The sequence below is a fragment of the Streptomyces yaizuensis genome (genome assembly GCF_034961445.1).
Lineage (GTDB): Bacteria > Actinomycetota > Actinomycetes > Streptomycetales > Streptomycetaceae > Streptomyces > Streptomyces yaizuensis.
The window spans coordinates 95,596-113,827 of sequence record NZ_BSBI01000006.1 but is presented as its reverse complement, the minus strand read 5'-3'; the positions used below and the strand labels follow the sequence as shown (position 1 = coordinate 113,827).

The 18,232-nt window shown below is 74.5% G+C and carries 14 protein-coding genes; 6 read left to right on the top strand and 8 right to left on the bottom strand.

Annotated features, from left to right (window positions below; translation table 11 throughout):
• Positions 1–134 precede the first annotated feature (134 nt).
• On the top strand, positions 135–1,136 hold the full coding sequence (locus tag SYYSPA8_RS16285; protein WP_323447901.1) for an ABC transporter substrate-binding protein: 1,002 nt from the start codon (positions 135–137) through the stop codon (positions 1,134–1,136).
• A 228-nt stretch (positions 1,137–1,364) separates the two neighbouring features.
• On the opposite strand, the gene SYYSPA8_RS16280 is transcribed toward SYYSPA8_RS16285, so the two are convergent.
• Complete coding sequence (locus tag SYYSPA8_RS16280) at positions 1,365–1,499, bottom strand: hypothetical protein (RefSeq protein ID WP_323447900.1); 135 nt, start codon at positions 1,497–1,499, stop codon at positions 1,365–1,367.
• 1,174 nt (positions 1,500–2,673) lie between these two features.
• Between SYYSPA8_RS16280 and SYYSPA8_RS16275 the strand changes: the two genes are divergently transcribed.
• Positions 2,674–3,894, top strand: a complete 1,221-nt coding sequence (locus SYYSPA8_RS16275) for a pyridoxal phosphate-dependent aminotransferase (protein WP_323447899.1) — start codon at positions 2,674–2,676, stop codon at positions 3,892–3,894.
• Positions 3,895–4,129: 235 nt separating this feature from the next.
• Positions 4,130–5,386, top strand: coding sequence for a dienelactone hydrolase family protein (locus SYYSPA8_RS16270; RefSeq protein ID WP_323447898.1), 1,257 nt, complete (start codon positions 4,130–4,132; stop codon positions 5,384–5,386).
• 29 nt (positions 5,387–5,415) lie between these two features.
• Here the strand turns inward: SYYSPA8_RS16270 and SYYSPA8_RS16265 are convergent, their stop codons facing one another.
• Positions 5,416–6,423 (bottom strand): ferric reductase-like transmembrane domain-containing protein, encoded by a 1,008-nt coding sequence (locus SYYSPA8_RS16265; protein ID WP_323447897.1) that lies wholly within the window; start codon positions 6,421–6,423, stop codon positions 5,416–5,418.
• 229 nt (positions 6,424–6,652) lie between these two features.
• Here SYYSPA8_RS16265 and SYYSPA8_RS16260 point away from each other — a divergent pair, with 229 nt between their 5' ends.
• Together SYYSPA8_RS16260 and SYYSPA8_RS16255 are read left to right on the top strand one after the other, a co-directional pair.
• The gene (locus SYYSPA8_RS16260; protein ID WP_323447896.1) at positions 6,653–7,318 is read left to right on the top strand and encodes a hypothetical protein; all 666 of its coding nucleotides are present in this window, start codon (positions 6,653–6,655) and stop codon (positions 7,316–7,318) included.
• Between the two features lie 97 nt (positions 7,319–7,415).
• Entirely contained in the window at positions 7,416–8,102 is a 687-nt protein-coding gene (locus SYYSPA8_RS16255) for a sigma-70 family RNA polymerase sigma factor (protein ID WP_323447895.1), read from the top strand.
• On the opposite strand, the gene SYYSPA8_RS16250 is transcribed toward SYYSPA8_RS16255, so the two are convergent.
• From SYYSPA8_RS16250 to SYYSPA8_RS16235, 4 genes are read right to left on the bottom strand one after another with little or no spacing between them, the layout of a single operon-like run.
• A complete protein-coding gene (locus SYYSPA8_RS16250) occupies positions 8,071–9,393 on the bottom strand; it encodes an MFS transporter (protein ID WP_323447894.1) in 1,323 nt (440 codons plus the stop codon). The genes SYYSPA8_RS16255 and SYYSPA8_RS16250 overlap by 32 nt on opposite strands.
• Positions 9,390–10,631, bottom strand: a complete 1,242-nt coding sequence (locus tag SYYSPA8_RS16245) for an ATP-grasp domain-containing protein (protein WP_323447893.1) — start codon at positions 10,629–10,631, stop codon at positions 9,390–9,392. The genes SYYSPA8_RS16250 and SYYSPA8_RS16245 overlap by 4 nt, the downstream gene beginning before the upstream one ends.
• Positions 10,628–11,851 (bottom strand): pyridoxal-phosphate dependent enzyme, encoded by a 1,224-nt coding sequence (locus tag SYYSPA8_RS16240; RefSeq protein WP_323447892.1) that lies wholly within the window; start codon positions 11,849–11,851, stop codon positions 10,628–10,630. Before SYYSPA8_RS16240 ends, SYYSPA8_RS16245 begins: the two co-directional genes overlap by 4 nt.
• A gap of 59 nt (positions 11,852–11,910) precedes the next feature.
• Positions 11,911–12,702 (bottom strand): class I SAM-dependent methyltransferase, encoded by a 792-nt coding sequence (locus SYYSPA8_RS16235; RefSeq protein WP_323448146.1) that lies wholly within the window; start codon positions 12,700–12,702, stop codon positions 11,911–11,913.
• A 557-nt stretch (positions 12,703–13,259) separates the two neighbouring features.
• On the opposite strand from SYYSPA8_RS16235, the gene SYYSPA8_RS16230 reads away from it, so the two are divergent.
• Positions 13,260–15,527 carry an MMPL family transporter gene (locus SYYSPA8_RS16230; RefSeq protein WP_323447891.1) on the top strand — a complete coding sequence of 756 codons (2,268 nt, stop codon included), beginning with the start codon at positions 13,260–13,262 and terminating at the stop codon, positions 15,525–15,527.
• 34 nt (positions 15,528–15,561) lie between these two features.
• On the opposite strand, the gene SYYSPA8_RS16225 is transcribed toward SYYSPA8_RS16230, so the two are convergent.
• Positions 15,562–17,496 (bottom strand): amidohydrolase, encoded by a 1,935-nt coding sequence (locus tag SYYSPA8_RS16225; RefSeq protein ID WP_323447890.1) that lies wholly within the window; start codon positions 17,494–17,496, stop codon positions 15,562–15,564.
• Between the two features lie 136 nt (positions 17,497–17,632).
• Positions 17,633–18,115 carry a hypothetical protein gene (locus SYYSPA8_RS16220; protein ID WP_323447889.1) on the bottom strand — a complete coding sequence of 161 codons (483 nt, stop codon included), beginning with the start codon at positions 18,113–18,115 and terminating at the stop codon, positions 17,633–17,635.
• Between the last annotated feature and the right edge of the window lie 117 nt (positions 18,116–18,232).

Sequence of the window (18,232 nt, the reverse complement as noted above, 5' to 3'; positions counted from 1 at the left end):
CAGGTGTAGGATCCATCGACTTACACTTAGCCAAGCCTTACCAAACCACATTCCGGGCAGGGGTGACGTCTGCCCTGCCCGGGACGCGCCGACTGCTCAGAACCCTTGCTCGCCCGCACGAAAGCAGAACGTTCATGATCAGCAAGTCCTCCTCGCGCCGTGGCGCGCTCGTCCTGGCCGCCGCGCTCGCGGGTGCGCTGACCCTCACCGCGTGCGGCTCGGGCAACGACTCCGGCGACGGCAAGGACAGTGGCGCCAAGGGCGGCAAGGGCACGGACAAGTCGGCCACGAAGACCGTCAAGACCGCGATGGGCGATGTCCCGGTCGCCGAGAAGCCGCAGCGCGTCGTGGTGCTGGACACCGCCGAGCTGGACTCGGTCATCACCCTCGGCGTCAAGCCGGTGGGCGCGACCCGCACGGACACCGCGTCCGGCTTTCCCGAGCACCTGCCCAAGGACATGGTGGACGGCGTGAAGCTGGTCGGCGAGCAGCCCGACCCCAACCTGGAGACGATCGCGGCCCTCGACCCCGATCTGATCCTCACCAGCAAGCTGCGCCACGGCGACAAGTACGAGCAGCTGAAGGCCATCGCCCCGACGGTGATGACGGAGAGCACCGGCCTGCCGTGGAAGGAGAACTTCCTGAAGCACGCGGAGGCCCTGGGCAAGGAGGCCGAGGCGAAGCAGGCCGTCGCGGGCTACCAGGCGCGTACGGCCGAGCTGACCAAGGCGCTGGGCGGTAAGGAGAAGGCCGCCGCCACCACGGTCAACATGGTCCGCTTCATCGAGGGTGCGGACATCCGCATCTACGGCAAGGAGAACTACATCGGCACCATCCTCGCCGATGTCGGCCTGGGCCGCCCGGCCATCACCGACGAGGCCGAGGACGGCTTCATGGTGAACGTCAGCCCGGAGAAGATCGACTCCGCCGACGCGGACGTGATCTTCCACTCCACCATCGGCGACCCGAAGAAGGCCAAGGCCACCCAGGTGCTGGGCGGTCCGCTGTGGAAGAACCTGGGCGCGGTGAAGAAGGGCGACGTCTTCCCCGTCAAGGACGAGCTGTGGATCCAGGGCATCGGCTACACCGCCGCCGGTCTGATCCTCGACGAGCTGGAGAAGTCGCTCGTCAAGTGACCCGGCGGGCGGGGCGGCAGGCGCCGCCCCCTGACCCGGCACACGGGGGCGGCCGACACCATCCCCCCTCGGATCACCGCGCCGGCGGGACCCCACCCCTCACCCGGGTCCCGTCGGCGCGGTGCCATGTCCGGACCCGTGCGGGGCTCGCCGAGGTGGTGGCGGAGCGGTGAACGAGGGCCGGGGCGCGGCTGCCGGACGGCCGGTCCGTCATCCGCGCCCCGGCCGTCAGCCCGGGTCCCAGCCGTCCCCCGGGTCTCCTGTGAAGCCTGGGTCCCAGCCGTCCCCGGGGTCGCCGTTGACGGCGGTGACGACGGTGACGACGGCGGGAAAGGCGGTGAAGGCATGCGTGAACGTGTACATGGGATTCCTCTTCTCTGCTGCTGCTGCGGCTGCGGCTGCGGCTGCTGCGACTGGCTCTGGGGTACGCCCCGCACGCCCGGCGCCACCGGGCACGGCGGCACGACTCCGTTCCGGACCCGGCGTGGGCACGGTCGGCTGCCGGGACCGGCGCACGCTCGGATACGGGCACGGATGGGCGGTACGGGGAAAGGGGTGCCGCCCGGGGGCGGTCTCCCCCAGGGGCTCGACCGGGGCAGGGGTCCGGGACGGGAGGGGAGGATCTGCCCCGCCGGGGCGGGTGGGGGTGGGTCGCGGGAGAGCCCGGGACGGGGTCCGCGTGCGGGAGTCCGGGGGACTCACCGGAGGGTGGCGTTCATCGCCTTTCCGTTCGTCATGACATCGATCGTTGCAGGGGTGTTGGGGATGCGCAACGCGGTTTCCGACCGCCGGAACCGCATCCAGAACGTGCCCCGGGACCGCATCCGGAACCACTCCAGGAACCCGGCCCGGACGTCCGTACGAGCTCTTTCCCGGGCCCGCCGGAGCACTCCCGGAGCGCCCCGGAGCACTCCCGGAGCACCCGCCGGAGCACTCCGCGGGGAACGCGCGTCCCGAGCCAGGAACTGCCGTTCGGGGAATTACCGGACTATGGACGGACGGACCGCTTCCGGAGAGACTGAGCCCCATCGACGCGCACCGCGCAGGGCATCCTCGGTCGATGAGAGGGGCGTCGGCGGACCATGACGTGCGAACCGGGGGGAAAAGCCGCCGACTTAGGCGATCGGTCACCCGTGAGACCCGTTCTGACCTGGCCATTCCTGGAATCGGCCGGGCCAGTGCCCGCCCCGCCGGACGGCCATTCGTCACCGGCATATGCACCCTCGATAAACCGCGGTCCCGGTTCGGAACACCCGTACCACGGAACCCACTTCGCACAGCCGGAGGAAATCACAGGGGGGAATTCCCGCCAGGGGGAAATCCGGCCCCGGAAACGCCCGGTGGAACACCCGGTGGAACGACCGGCGGAACGACCGCCGGCGTGCGGGGGCGGGGGCGGGATCCGCACCCCGGGACACGGGCGGACCACCGGCCGGCGACGACACGTTCCGCGCGGCGGAGCGCGGCGGGATCCGGAAGACGGGGCCCAGCTCACGGCCCGGCGGGCCGCCCGGCAGACGTACGGCAAGGGGGATCCATGCGACACCCACCAGCGATCACGGACGCCCGCGGCGGACGGGCAGGCGCCCAGCCGCTCTCCCGGCGGGTGCGGCGGCTGGCGCCGCCCACCATCGACCGGTACACCGCGGAGGGCGCCGGCGCCGCCATCGACCTCGCCCACGGGCACTGCGAATGGGACGGCGGAGCCGGCGCGCCCGAGCCCGGGGAGCTGTCCGCCGGGGCCCTGACGGCCGCCTGCGGCCACGCCCCGCCGGAGGGGCCGCTGCCGCTGCGCTCGGCCGTCGCTCGCGCCCTGGGTCTGCGCCTGGGCACCGCCGTGGACCCGGCCGCCGAGGTCACCCTCACCCAGGGCACGGCCCAGGCGCTCTACGCGGCCCTGCTCGCACTGGTCGACCCCGGCGACGAGGTGATCGTCTTTGAGCCGTACCACGAGGGCTTCCTGCACGCCGTGGAGCTGGCGGGCGCCCGGGTGCGGCTGGTCCGGATGCACCCGCCGGACTGGGAGTACGACGAACGCGAGCTGCGGGCCGCCTTCACCACCCGTACCCGGGCGGTCGTCGTCAACTCGCCCCACAATCCGACAGGCCGGGTCCTGGGCCCCGCCGAGGTACGGACCCTGACCGAACTCTGCGCGGCGCACCGCGCGGGCATCGTCAGCGACGAGGCGTACGCGGCGACGGTCTACGAGGGGACGCACCACTCGCCCTGGCAGTACCCGGGGGGCCGGGAGCGGACGGTGGTGATCGGCAGCCTCTCCCTGACCCACCGGACGGCTGGCCGGCGCATCGGGTACGCGGCGGCCTGCGCCCCGCTGACCGACCGGCTGCGGCTGGTCCAGCAGACGGTGGCCCGGTGCGCGGCCGCGCCCCTCGACGCGGTGTCCGCCGCGGCGCTGGCGCGGGCCGACTTCTCCGCCGCGTACCACCTGGGGCTGCGCGAGGAGTTACGGCGCAAGCGGGATCTGCTGGTGGACGCGCTCAACGACGCCGGGCTGCCGACACCCGCGCCACAGGGGGCGGTCTTCGCCTTCTCCGGCACCCTCGGCCGCGACAGCGAACGGCTCACGCAGGCGCTGGCGCGGGATCTCTCCCTGGCCGCCGTGCCGGGGACCTGCTTCTTCGCCGGAGCGCACCGGGGGAGCGGAATGGTCCGCTTCTGCTTCGCCCGGAGGGACGCGACCCTGGCGGCGGCCCTGGCCGGACTGCCGCTGCTGCGGTCGGGGGGCGTGGCGGTCTGACGCCCCGGGGGTGCCCGGGGGTACGGGCCCCGGGCACCCCGCACCGCACATGCCCCCGCACATGCTCCCGCGCGTGTCCCCGTGCGTCCCCCCGCGCGTATCGCTGCACGTATCCCTGCGCGATACCCACGCTGGCCTGCGCGGGCGGCGGCCACGACCCGGGGACGGCCCTCCCCGTCCGCACCATTCCGCGACAAGGCGGAACCAATCGCTCCATTTCCCCCTCCTCCCTTCCGTGAACACCGCGAAACTCCGCCCCCTGGGGCTGACGGCCGCCGCCGCGACCGTCGCCCTGTCCCTCACCGCCGCCTCCGCCCCGGCCGTGGGCGCCGCCGCCCCCACCGCCCCCGCGAAGGCGAAGCAGCCCGTGCCCGGCGCCGTGCTGACCTCGTACAAGCTGGCACCGGGGCTGCTGAGGATCACCGGCGGACGGACGGCCGGCAACCCCTCGCAGTTCCACGGAGTCCTCGGGGTGCCCCGGGGCAAGGGCCCCCACCCGGTCGTCGTCGTCCTGCACGGCAGCCACCACAACTGCGTGTCGCCCGGGAACCCGTACATCGCCCGCAAGCCCGTGAAGACCACCTGGCCGCTGGTGTGCGCCAAGCCCGGCGCCCCCGTCAAGAACGGTCTCGGCCCCGACTACCTGCGGCAGAACGTGGGGCAGTCCTACCTGGTCGAGGAGCTGACCCGGCAGGGCTTCGCCGCCGTCGCGATCGACGTCGTCTCGCCCGAGATCTGGTGGGGCGGCGAGACCGAGCCCGACAAGGGGTACAAGCAGCTGATCGACGCGCATCTGCGGCTGCTGCGCGACCTCGGCCAGGGCAAGGACCACGGGCTGAAGGTCAAGGGGCTCAAGGGCCGCCTGGACACCTCCCGGGTGGGCCTCGTCGGGCACAGCCGGGGCGGCGGGCATGTGCTCTCGCCGGGGGCCGCGAAGCGCCCGGGGCTCTTCGGCGCGGTCGCGATCCAGCCCGCGGAGAGCGGCGAGGCCGCGACCCACAAGGTCCCCGTCCTCAACATCCGGGGCGGCTGCGACGAGGACGTCTCCCCGACGGCCGGCCTGGACACGATGAAGCGGCTCGCGAAGTCCGGGTCCACCCGGGTCGCCGCCGACGTGCTGCTCGCGGGCACGGGCCACCGGATGCTCAACACCAACCTCTCCGCCACCGACCCCGGCGGCACCATCGGCGACTGCGCGCGCGGAAAGGTCGCGTCCCCCGCCGCAGCCCGCTCGCAGACCGCGCGGCTGACGGCGGAGTTCCTGGCGCAGGCGCTGCGGAAGTCCCCGTCCTACAGCCTCCCCGCCGTCAAGGGCCTCGCCCCGAAGGCCGTGAACCTCCGCAAGGGCGGCCCCGCGCTGCGGCTCCGGCCGGCCGAGCGGCGCGCGTACACCGAACCGCACCGGATCCCCCTGGTCTCATCGGAGCGGCGGATCCTGCCCGCCATCCCGAAGAACCTGGAGATCAACAAACAGCCCGACGCCGGGATCTGACCCCCGGGGGACAGCGGGCCGGGGGCGGGTCAGTCGTGGTGGTGCGTGGACGACGTGTCCGCCGGCGGCTCGCCCCGGCCGCCGTCGCGGCCCGTGGCCAGGACCGCCAGCACCGCGACGACGACGCCCGCGACCGCGAGCCGGCCCGCCGCCCGCAGGGTCCAGGCCGCCTTCGCCCCCGGGGACGACCCGGGGGCCGCCAGCCGCTGCGCGCGGCGCGCCGGGCGGAGCAGCCGTACCAGGAAGAGCGCCGCGATGGGCAGTTGCAGCAGCCAGATCGAGGTGCGGAACCAGCCGTCGTACCAGACGTTCGTCCCGTACAGCAGCGTGTGCCACACACTCGCGACATAGACGACGATGACGAACCGGTGCATCACCCGCCAGGTGCGCGGGCCGATGCGGTGACGTACGTAGAAGAGCAGCCCGAGCGGGATCGCGAGGTAGAGCGCGGCCTGGCCGATGGGGATGGCGATCCGGCCCGTGCCCGAGGCGTAGCCGCCGGGGACGAAGGCCTCGACGAAGGCCGTCCAGGCGCTCGCGTACCAGGAGTCCTGGTCGTGGCGGACGAGTTCGGCGGCGAAGAGCAGGGCGTGCGCGAGGGTCAGCACGATGACATTGAGGCTGGTGGTGCGGTGCAGCCGCTCCAGCCGGGGCCCGGACAGCGGCAGCCAGGCCGGGCGGGAGCCGGAGAGCAGCAGTCCGAGGATGACCGTGCCCCACGCCCACAGCAGCGCCGACCAGCCGAAGGCCTGGCTGAGGAAGTAGAGCCAGAAGCCCTCGGGGTCGTCGGCCATGAACGGCATGACGGTGGCCGTGGACGAGGACCGGTCGTTGATCCGCACCCAGAGCAGCCAGAAGACGGCTCCGGTGACGATGAGCGCGACCAGGCCGTCGTAGCCGCTCGCGCGCAGGTCGGAGCGGAGGGTGACGCGGGGCGGCGCGGGCCGGGAGGACTCCGGCCGCCGGGCCCCGGGAACGCCGGCCGTGGCCTCCGGAGCGGTCGGCTCCGGGGCTGTGGGCTCCGTGTTCTGTTGCATCGGCTCCGCTCCGCTCTTCGCTGGCGCCCGCATGGGCCCGGGGGCGCACGGGGGACGTGACGCCGAACAGGTCGGACCCGGGGGCCGGAAAGTTCCCCCGGACCCCGGATCGACCGGAAGTGATGTGCGTCACCTCGCATAAGTGTCCGATTTCCTCGGTGGATATCCAGAACTGTCCTGATCGGCGGGTCTTCCCCGCCCCCGGGGTCCCACTGGCACCATGGCGCCCATGGCAGCCGGATCCGCGCTCCGCCTCGCCCACACCGCGGTACTCGCCGCTGTGTGCGTCGTGGTGTCCGGACTCGGCCACGCGCTGGCCTCCGGGGCGTCACCGCCGTTACGGGCGTACGCACTCGCCCTGCCGCCCGTGCTCGCCGCGGGCTGGCGGCTCACCCGCAGGGAGCGGTCCGCGCGGGCCGTCGTCGCCGCCAGCGCGGCCGGACAGCTCGCCCTGCACGTGCTGTTCGGCCTGGTCTCGCACGGGCCCGCCGCGCCGGGCCATCCGCCGGGGCACCCCGCGCCCGGGGGGACGTCGCTCGCCGGGCTCACCGTCTCCGCCGAGGCCGTGACCGCCTCACTGACCGCCTCGCTGACCTCCGGCATGGCCGGCGCCCACGTACTCGCGGGCGCGGTCTGCGGCTGGTGGCTCTGGCGCGGCGAGCGGGCCCTGGTCCAACTGGGGCGCGCGCTCGCCCTCTTCGCGGACGGACCGCTGCACAGCGTCCGTACCGCCATCCTCCGCACCGCCCTGATCGAGGCGGTGCTCCGCGGCACCCTCGTGCCGCCGCCGGCCCCGGCCGTGCCCGCCGGGCCGCCGGAACCCGCCCGGATGCCGGCCTTCCTGCTGCCCCTGCGCACCCTCTCGCGCCGCGGGCCCCCGCTCCTTCCGTCCTGATCCCGCCATCAGCAGCGCCAACGCCTGCCTCTGAGCAGCGCCTTTCAGGCTTTCATCACCTCTGCCGGGCCCGCCCGGACGTGAAGGACGATTTCTTATGCTTCGTACGCATACGCCTGCCCCCGCCCCTGCCCATGCCCCTGCCCCTGCCCCGGGGACGGCAGACCCGGAGATATCCGCATCCGCCCCGGATGCCGCCGCGCCGGTCGCCGCCGACCGTGCCGAGCGGGACGCCGAGGTCACCCGCTGGGCCCTGGCCGCCGGCCGCGGCGACCGGCGGGCCGCCGAGCGGTTCGTCCGCGCCACCTACGACGACGTACGCCGTTTCGTCGCCCATCTCACCGCCGACAGCCGGGGTGCCGAGGATCTGACGCAGGAGGTCTTCCTGCGGGCACTCGCCGGGATCGGCCGGTTCGCCGGGCGCTCCTGTGCCCGGTCCTGGCTGCTGGCCATCGCCCGCCGGGTGGTGGTGGACCGCTACCGGCGGGCGGCGGCGCGGCCCCGGATCGCCGACACCTCCGACTGGCTGGGCGCCGCCGACCGGGCGCAACCGCGCCATCTCCCGGGATTCGAGGAGTCGGTGGCCTTCGCGGACGCGATCGCCGCCCTGGAGCCGGGCCGCAGGAGGGCGTTCGTCCTCACCTGCCAGCTGGGGCTCTCGTACGCGGAGGCCGCCCGGCTGCTCGACTGCCCGGTGGGGACCATAAGATCCCGGGTCGCGCGGGCCCGCCGCGATCTCGCCGAGGTCTGGGTCAGCGACCGGCGGGCGCTGGTCGCCGCCTGACCTGCTCCCGACCGCCACCGCGCCGCCGTCGCCGCACCCGTACGACCGCCCACAGGAGCAGCGGCAGCAGCACGCTCTGGGCGGCGACCGCGAGCCAGAACCAGGAGGCGTCGCCCGCCTGTTCGGCGGCCCCGTAGAGCGGGCCGCCGAACAGGGCCGCCCCGAAGGCGCCCAGACCGGCCGCCAGCCGCTGCCGGCCGAAGACGGTGGCGGCGGGCGCGCGGGTACGGGCCAGTGCCTCCAGGTCGTTGCGGAGGAAGAGGACCGTCTCGGCCGTGCAGATCAGCACCGCGCCCAGCACGATCCCCGGCGGGCCGCCGGTCGCCACGGCGGCCGTGCCGGCGGCCATCGCGCCGAACCCCAGCCACAGCGCCCGGGGGTAGCCGAGCCGGGCGATCCGGTCGGCGAACAGCGGCTGGCCGACGACCAGCAGCAGCGCGTACCCCATGAGCAGGAACCCGTAGAACGCGGCGGACGTGCGGGGGACCGCGTACAGGGCCAGGTAGTGCTGGAAGAACATGAAGACGTAGACGGAGAGCAGGGTGTACGCGAACGGGGAGGGGGCGGGTGGCGACCGGTCGTCCGCAGGCCCACCGGGCCCCTCCGCAGGCTCACCGGGTCCCTCCACAGGCTCCTGCGACGACTGCGAAGGCTCCTTCGCGGACTCCTCCGACTCCTCCGACTCCTCCGACGGCTGCGACGGCTGCGACGGCTCCGGTTCCGGTTCGTCGGCCGTCTCCGGCAGCACCAGATGCGCCGCCGCCACCAGCGCGAACACCACCGTCACCGCCGCGAACAGCGCGGTCGGCGAGGTCAGCACCAGCGGCGCGGCGGCGGGCGGCCCGAGCGCGATGCCCAGGTTGAACGCCGACCCGCTCGCCGCGAGCAGCCGGGGCCGCTCCTCCGCCGGCCGCCCCGCCACCAGGTACGCCTTGTTCGCGGGGAGGTACAGCGCCGCCCCGACCGAGATCAGCAGCAGTGCCGCGATCGCGTACTCCGGCCGGTCGGCGGCGGGCACCAGCGTGCCGAACCCCGCCGTCCGGACGGCGAGGGCGGTCAGCATGGTGGTCCGCAGCCCGATCCGGGCGGCCAGCGCGGCGCCCACCACACCCCCGCTGAACTGCACCAGCGAGGCCACGGCGAGCACCAGGCCGACCACCCCGAGCCCGAGCCCGAAGCGCTCGTGGAGCAGCACCGACATGTACGGCAGCACGGCGAAGCTGCCGAGGGTGATCAGGAAGGAGGCTCCGAGGAGGAGCCGGCGGTGGGCCCCGAAGCGGGTCCGGGTCACAAAACGGCGGGCCGGGGAGCCGGCTTGAGGACCGGGCGGACGGTGGTCGCCGCGGCCCACGCCCGGTGCTGGGCGAGTTCGGCGGTGGCCGCCTCGGCGAGCACCATCCCCGTACAGCCGCGCTGGTCGCCCACGTCCGGGACCGCGTCGCCGGGTGCGCGGACGGGGAACCACTCCACGGGCCCGGGGAAGGCGCCGAGCCCGTCCAGGCCCGCCCACTCCAGCAGTGTGCCCGGTTCGTCCGGGTAGACGAGGACGAAGGAGACCGCCGGGCCGCTCGGTGCGAGCGAGGCGTCCAGGAGGGCGGGCCTGCGGCCGAGGGTGACGTCGATCAGCGCCTCGTACACATTGGTCCGCAGCGCGCGGCAGAGGGCCTCCCCGATCAGGGCTCCGCCGATCCTTCGGTTGATCTCGACGAGTTCGGGGCCCTGGGCGGTGAGGACGAACTCGACATGGGCGAAGCCCTGGTCGTGCCCGGCGGCGGCGAGCGCCCGGGCCACCCAGCGTTCGACGGTGTCCCGGTCGCCGGCGGGCAGCGCGACCGGGAAGGCGGCGCCCTCCTCCCGTACCGCCGGGGTCCGCGAGGTCAGCCGGCTGGAGACGCCCAGGAGCCGGGTCTCGCCGTGCCAGCTCAGGGTCTCGGCACTGTAGAGCGGTCCGGAGAGGAAGGGTTCGGCGAGAAGCCGGCCCTTGAGGGCGCTGCGGGCGGCCTCGTCCAGGGCCGGGCGCAGCGCGTCGGGGTCCCGGACGATCCACACGCCCCGGGAGGAGGTCCCGGCGGAGTCCTTGAGGACGCAGGGCAGGCCGACGGCCGCGAGGACGCGGTCGGCGGCGCCGGGGAGCGCCGGGTCCACGACGACCGCCGTCCGGGCGCCGACCCCGGCGCGGTGCAGGGCGTCCCGGACGAGGGCCTTGTCGCGCAGTGCCCGGACGGCGGCGGGGTCGGGTCCCGGCAGGACCAGCTCGGCGGCGAGTTCGGCGGCCGGGGTGCTCCAGGTGTCGGTGGTGTTGACGATGCCGGCGAGACCGGGCAGGTCGCCGAGGGCCCGCCGGACGGCGCCGGTGTCGGTGGTGTCGACGTCGATCACATCGAGGAGTCCGGGCTCCATGGTGGCCAGCTCATGGCGGTAGACCGAGCGGTCGCCGGTGAGCAGGGCCAGCCGGTGACCGGCGGCGATGGCGGCCTCGGCGGTCCGTACCAGGCCGAAGGAGAGCGATTCGAGGGAGGCGATGGTCATCGGGGGCTCCCGGCGGGGAGGGCGGCCTGGCCGCTGTCGTCGGTGGTGGTGGCGGCGGTGGCTGTGGCGGCGGGTACGGGCACGGCGGATACGGGGGCGTCGGCAGACGGGTCCGAGGACAGCGGGAGGGGCGGTTCCGCCTCGGGTCCGGTGCGGGCGCCCGGCGGCGCGGCCCGCCCCGCCCACTCCAGCACCGACCACGGCGGCGCCAGGTCCGCGAGCGCCGTGATCCGCCGGGGCCGCAGCCCGCGCGGGTCCTGGGCCTCCTCGTGCCGGGCGAACACCCGCTCCGTGTACCGGTGTCCGGTGTCCGCGCCCAGCACCAGATGGGTGGCGCCGGTGGTGTCCCGCTCCGCCTCCCACCGGGCGACCAGGTGCGCGGCCCCGGTGGAGAGCCCGGCGAAGACGGCGTGCCCGCGCAGGAGTTCCACCGCGCCGGCCATCGCGTGCCGGAAGTCCAGCCAGTGCAGGGTGTCGTACAGCTCGTGCCGGACGTTCCCGAACGGGATCGAGCTGCCGATCCCGGCGATGATCGCGTCCGGGTCGCTGAACCCCTCGCTGCCGAAGGTGACGCTGCCGAACGGCTGCACCCCCACCAGCCGGACCGGCCGCCCGGCGGCCCGCAGCGCCTCGGTGAGCCCCCCGGTGGACGAGCCGGTGCCGACCGAGCCGACCACGGTGAGCGGCCCGGTGGGCAGCGCGGCCCCGGCCAGTTCGGCGAACTCGCGGTAGCCGGCGTAGTGCACCCCGTCGTGGTACTGCCGCATCCAGTGGCAGTCCGGCCGCCGCCGCAGCAGGTCCCGTACGTGCCGCACCCGCCGCTCCTGGTCGAGCCGCAGGCTCCGGGACGGCGGCATCTGGTCGACGGTCGCGCCGAGGACTTCGAGCTGGGCGCGCATGGTGGCGTCGACGGTGGTCGAGGCGACGATGTGGCAGCGGAGCCCGTAGCGGTGGCAGGCCATGGCGAGCGCGAGCGCGTAGATGCCGCTGGAGCTGTCCACGAGGGTCTGGCCGGGGACGATCCGCCCGCTCTCCAGCAGGGAGCGGACGGCGCCGAGGGCCGCGTACACCTTCATCGTCTCGAAGCGGGCGAGGACGACGGTGTCGGAGAGCCGGACGAAGGCGGGGTCCTTGAGCGCGTCGGTGATGTGTTCGTGGACGGGCACGTGCCTCGCAGCCGTGGTGGGGGTCGTGGTCGTGGTCAGGGGTGCGGCTGCCATGGACGGACGGTTCTCCTCCGGTCGGGACGGCGCGGGGCGGCGGGGCGCGGCGACGTCGCTCACTCCACGCGGCCCTGGACGATGAGCCGGCGCGAGTGCTGGTCGTAGGGCCCGCCGTCGAAGTCGCCGAAGCACTCCACGTCGGTGAACCCGGCCGCCACGAACAGGTCGTGCAGCTCGGCGGCGCTGTAGAGGAACGAGTGGATGGAGGCGGTACGGGCGGTGTCGCCGCGTACGAGCGTCCAGTCGGTGCGGAGCCTGCGCCAGCTGTCGAGGACGGTGTCCCGCTGCACGACGTAGGAGCCGTCGGGCAGGTCGACGGCCTGCGGGCGGCCGATCCAGCCCGCCAGCACCTCCTTGCCCATGACGTCCACGAGCAGCCGGCCGCCGGGTGCGAGGCTGCGGTGCGCGTTGCGCAGCACCCGCAGGTTGTCGGCGGCGTCGGCGAAGTAGCCGAAGGAGGTGTAGAGGTTGAGGATCACGTCGAAGGCGCCGGGGTCGGCGTAGTCGAGCATGTCGGCCCGGACCAGGTCGGCTTCGGCGCCCGCCCGGGCGAGGGCGGCTCCGGCCCGCTCCAGCATGGCGGCGCTGAGGTCGACGCCGGTGACCTTGTGGCCGCGCCGGGCGAGCGGGACGACGAAGAGCCCGGGGCCGCAGCACAGGTCGAGCACCCGGGAGCCCGCCGGGAGGTCGAGGAGGCGGGCGGTCGCGACGAGTTCGGCGACGGAGTCGGCGCGGGCGCCGGAGAACATGGCGGGCGCGAAGTCCACCCAGAGCCCGTCGTCGGCGTACCAGGCGGGGTCGTCCGTGTCCGGGGCGGGATTGTGCGTTTCCGGGGCGGCCCCGGCCACCTCGGGGTCCGTGCCGCCGCCCGTACCTCCCGTACCGCCCCGGCCACCCTGCCCGCCGTGCCCGCCCCGCCCGCTCTGCCCTGTACCGCCGCTCACCGCACCGACCTCCTCGGATCCGGGTCCCTGTGTCCCCCGAGTAGTCGGGGGATGCCGGTACCGAGTTCCCGGGCGCATGAAAGTACTTTCGGCGCCGGTCTCCCGGCAGTGCCGGCGCGGGAGGCGAGGGGCCCGGAATCTATCCCTCCCGAACGGGCCGGGGGCGCCCCGGCCAAGGCGGCGGCGGCCCGCGCCACCGCTCACCCCAACGTGCCTCCGCCACACGGCGGACCGGAACCCCTCCCGGCCCCCGTCACTCCCAGGTGGTGCGCCATTCACACCCTCGTGTCACCAGGCGCCGTCCCGGACCGCGTCCTCCTCCCGCGGACCGCGTCCGCCCCGTGTCACCCGTTCCCCCGCCCCGGGGTGCCCGCCGCCCCGGTCCCGCCTTCAATGAGGGTGCCGGGGCAGCCGCCCCGCGCGGCGGGGGAGCGAGTGCCGTACGTACGGGAGGGCCGCCCATGGAGCCCACGCCGCCGCCCGCCGGGCCGCCGCAGCGCCCCGGTGTTCTGCGCCGTACGGGTGAGTGGTGCGCGCACCACGGTGTCGTGGTCGTCATGCTGTGGCTGGCCGCCGTCGCCGGGCTCCAGGTGCTCCAGCACTCCTACGGCGGCACCTACTCCGACAACTTCGCCCTCCCCGGCACCCCGTCGCAGAACGGGCTCGACGTCCTCAAGGAGCACCAGCCGGACGCGGGCGGCTACAGCGCGCAGATCGTCGTGCACGACGGCGGGCGGCCGGTGTCGGCGGCGGCCGGGCAGGTCGCCGGGGCCGTCGCCGGCCTCGCGAAGCTGCCGGACGTCCTCACCGCGCAGAACCCGCTGACCGTGCCCGGGAATCCGGCCGTGGGACCGGTCTCCGCCGACGGCCGGACCGCGTACATCACCGTCCGTTTCGCGGTCCAGCCGAGCACCCTCGGCGCGGACTACCTGCACGGCGTGGACCGGGCCGTGGCGCCGCTGCGGGAGGCCGGCTACCGGGTCGACTACGGCGGCGGGCTCGGCGAGCTGGCCCGGCCCGAGGCCCACGACCGCACCAGCGAGATCGTCGGCTTCACGGTGGCGGTCGTGGTGCTCCTGATCGGCTTCGGCAGTGTGCTGGCGGCCTTCCTCCCCCTGGTCACCGCCCTGGTCTGTGTGGTCTGCGGGCTTTCGCTGCTGGCGCTGCTCGCCGCCGCGTCCGCCTTCGCCACCGTCTCCCCCACGCTCGCGACGATGATCGGCCTGGGCGTCGGCATCGACTACGCCCTCTTCCTCGTCACCCGGCACCGGCAGAACCTGATGAACGGGGACTCCCCGGTCGCCGCCGCCGGGAAGGCCACCGCGACCAGCGGGCACGCCGTGCTGCTCTCCGGCTGCACGGTGATCATCGCGCTCTCGGGGCTGTGGGTCTCCGGGATCGGCTTCATCGGCAAACTGGGCCTGGCGGCGGCCGTCACCGTCGTCACGGCGGTGGCGGGCGCGATCACCCTCGTACCGGCGCTGCTCGGGCTGATCGGACGGCACATCGACACCCTTCGGGTACGGAGGCCGATCGCGGAGGCGGACACCGTGCCGGGCGGCCCGGACCAGCGGCACGGTGGCTGGCACCGGTACGCGCGGCGGGTGGAGCGCAAGCCGTGGTGGTTCCTGGGCGCGGGGGTCGCGGTCCTCGCGGTGCTCTCGTTCCCGGTCTTCTTCATCCAGCTGGGGCACATCGGCGATGGTGCGGATCCGAAGTCGTTCACCGACCGGCGGGCGTTCGACGCCATGTCCGAGGCGTTCGGGCCCGGTTCCAACGGGCCGCTGACGATCGTGGTCGACCAGTCCGGCGTACCGGCGTCGCAGCGGGCCGCCCTCGCGCAGAAGGTGGGGCAGTCGCTGGCGGCGACCCCGGACGCGGCCACCGTCACCCCGCCGGCGCCGACGCCCGACGGCGAGGTGCTGGTGGCCACCGTGTACTCGGTCGCTGCCCCGCAGGACGTCCGGACCACGCACCTCGTCAACCGGCTCTCCGACGACACTCTCCCGGACGCGGTGTCCGGCACCGGCGCCCGGACCTACGTCACCGGGGGGACGGCCGCCCAGGTCGACTTCCTGGACATCGTCTCCCGGCGGCTCCCCCTGATCATCGCGGTGGTCGTCGGCCTGGCGTTCCTGGTGATCCTGGTGGTCTTCCGGGGGCTGCTGGTCGCGGTCAAGGCGGCCGTGCTCAACGTGCTGTCGATCGCGGCCTCGTACGGGGTGGTCGTCGCCGTCTTCCAGTGGGGCTGGGGCGGGCCGGCGCTCGGGGTGTCGGGGAAGGTGCCCGTCGAGAGCTATGTGCCGATGATGATGTTCGCGATCGTCTTCGGGCTGAGCATGGACTACGAGATCTTCCTGCTCTCCCGGATCCACGAGGCCTGGCGGCGCACGGGCGATCCGGAGGCGAGCGTGGCGCACGCCCTGGAGATCACCGCCCGGGTCATCACCTGCGCCGCGCTGATCATGGTGAGCGTCTTCGCCGCCTTCGTGCTCAGCGACGACATCGTGGTGAAGATGCTGGGGCTCGGGCTCGCGGCGAGCGTGCTGATCGACGCGACGGTGGTCCGGCTGCTGCTGGTGCCGGCGGTGATGACGCTGCTGGGGAAGCGGGCGTGGTGGACACCGGGGTGGCTGGACCGGGTGCTGCCGCATCTGGAGGCGGAGGGGCACGAGGGGCCGGCGGGCGGGCCGGCGGGCGGCGCGCCGGTCCCTCGTACCCCGGGCTGAGCCCCGTACCGGAGCCGGGGCGGCGGACGGGCGGCTACGCGCGGGCGGTGGCGGGGCCCGGCGCCCCGCAGCCGCAGCGAGATCTCCCGGCCCCACTTCCGGTTCCGGTTCCCGTTCCCGTTCCGGGGTACGAGGCCGGACGCGCCGAGGTGAGCGGCGACAGCATCATCTCCGCCCGGACCCGCTTCCCCTCCTCCGTGTCCGCGTCGAACACCGGCTTCCCGCCCACCAGCGTCAGCCGCACCTGCGCGTCGCCGACCTGCTGCACGGGGATCCGGGTGACGTCCCGGTCCAGGACGACGAGATCCGCCGCCCGGCCCGGCGTCAGCCGCCCGACCAGCCGGTCCATCCGCAGCTGGTACGCCGACCCGGCGGTGTGCATCCGCAGCGCCGACGCCCGCTCCAGACCTTCCCGTTCCGGATACAGCGCCCCCTGCCGGGCGGAGTTCCCCTCCCGGTCCTCGGCGGTACGGATCTGGTTCCACACCCCCAGCGGATCCACCGGCCAGTCCGAGCCGCCCGCCAGCACCGCGCCGTTCCGCTCCAGGCCACGGGCCGGGTAGAGCCACCGGTGACGGCGTTCGCCGAGGTACGGGAGGAGCGCCTCCACCGTCCACTCGTTGCGCATCGCCCACTGGAGCTGCATACAGGCCACCACCCCGAGCCGGCGAAAGCGCGGCAGGTCGTCCGGGTGGACCAGCTGGAGATGGGCGATGGTGTGCCGGTTGTCGCGCGGGCCGTTGGCGCGGCGGGCGGCCTCGTACCCGTCGAGCGCGGTCCGTACCGCCCGGTCGCCGACGGCGTGCGCGTGCACCTGGAAGCCGTGCCGGTCGAGCAGGGTCGCCAGCTTCGCGAACCGGGCGCCGGTGGCGTGGAGATCGCCCCGGTGGTCCGTGGGCCGCCCGTCGCCGTCGAGGTACGGGTCGAGCAGCGCGGCGCTCCGGCTGGGGTGCTCGATCACCCCGTCCAGGAACACCTTCGCGGTACGGATCGCGAGCCCCGGTACCTCGCGGTGCTTCGCGCGGGCCTCCCGCAGCCAGGCCAGCGCCTCGGGCGGGTCGGCGACCTCGTCCGGGTCCAGCCGCAGGGCGGCGGCGACGCGCTGCGGCAGCCGGTCCGAGGAGGCGAGCGCGGCGTAGACCCCCAGCTCCCAGTCGGTGCAGGCCGCGTCGAGGAAGGTGGTGACGCCCTGCGCGGCGGCCCGGGTGAGGACGCGGGAGCAGGCGTCGTACAGCTGCTCGCCCCCGGGCCCCGGGATCAGCCGGGTCACCGCGTACAGGGCGTCGTCCCGGAGTATCCCGGTCGGTTCGCCGCCGGGGCCCCTGGCGATGGACCCGGCCGGCGGGTCGGGGGTCCCCCGGTCGATCCCGGCGAGGTCGAGCGCCCGCCGGTTGACCCAGGCGACATGCCCGTCGGCGCCGATGAGGGCGACGGGGCGGCGGGTGGGGAGGGCGTCCAGGATGCGGTGGTGGGCCTCGGTGCCGGGCGGCAGCAGCCCGACCGGGTTCCAGTCGACCACTTCCAGCCAGCCGTCCGGTTCGCTCCCGTCGCTCTCCTCCAGGAAGCCGCGCAGGGTCCCCTGGAGCTGGTCGACGGTGAACGAGCGGTGTTCGAGGCTGAGTTTGAGGGAGCGGACCCCGGCGCCGACCGGGTGGGCGTGCCCGTCGACGATGCCGCTCATCACGGTGGCCCCGGCCGCGTCCACCACGTCGGTGTCCCGCCCCGCGTGGCGGCGGACGACGGCGGACGGGCCGGTCGCGAGGACCCTGCCGTCCCGGCCGACGGCGATGGCCTCCTGGGGCGGGGCACCGGCCACACCGGTCAGTACCCGGGCGTTGTGGACGACGAGCGCGGCGCCCGAGCGGGGGCGGGGGGAGGCGGCCGGCGCGACGGCGGACGGGATCGCGGCGACGGAGGCCAGGCCGGTGGCGAGGAGCGTCCGGCGGCGAAGGCGTTCAGGCGGGATCATGGCCGCATCCTGAAGGGGCGGACCCTCCACCTTCAAAGGCTTTTGCCACCGGACGGGGGGAGTTGCGCCGAAAAACGGGAGCAACGGGAGCGATGGGAGCGTCGGGAGGGACGGGAGTGAAGGGTTCCCGGGAGGGCTAGACCCGGCTGCGGGCTGCTCCGCGCAGGTCGTCGACCACCTGGAGGAAGCCCCCCGACGACTCCGCCCGCCGGGCCACCTCGTTGTACTCCTGCGGCAGCGGCGAGATCATCGACCGCCACGGCGTGAGCACCGCGCCCGCCCGCTGGTCCCGCAGATGGGCGAGGGCCTGGCTCAGCCCCGTCCGGACGTCCGGCGGGCCGAGGCCGTCCCGGTCCTCGATGACCGCCGCGATGGTCCAGCCCAGGGACTCGGTGTAGTCGGTGCAGGCCCGGTGCGGTCCGGTGAGATCCGCGTTCGGCGCTCCGCAGAGATAGACCACCACCCGGAACCGGTCGGTCCGGCCGGCTGCTCGGGCCGGCCCCTCGTGCGGCACGGACGGGCGGCCGGCGGCGGCGTCCGCGAGATTGCGCCGGCGTCTGCGGTCACCGTCCGTGCGCGTGGTCGGCGATGGCCCAGGGGTTCTCTCAGTACGGGACATGATCCCATCGTGACCAATGAGTGACGGTGGGTGAAGAGATGGGGCGTAGGCGCCGGACGGACGGCGGACCGCCGACTCCTACGCTCCGTAGGAGTCACGTGATCATTCGCCCGCCGT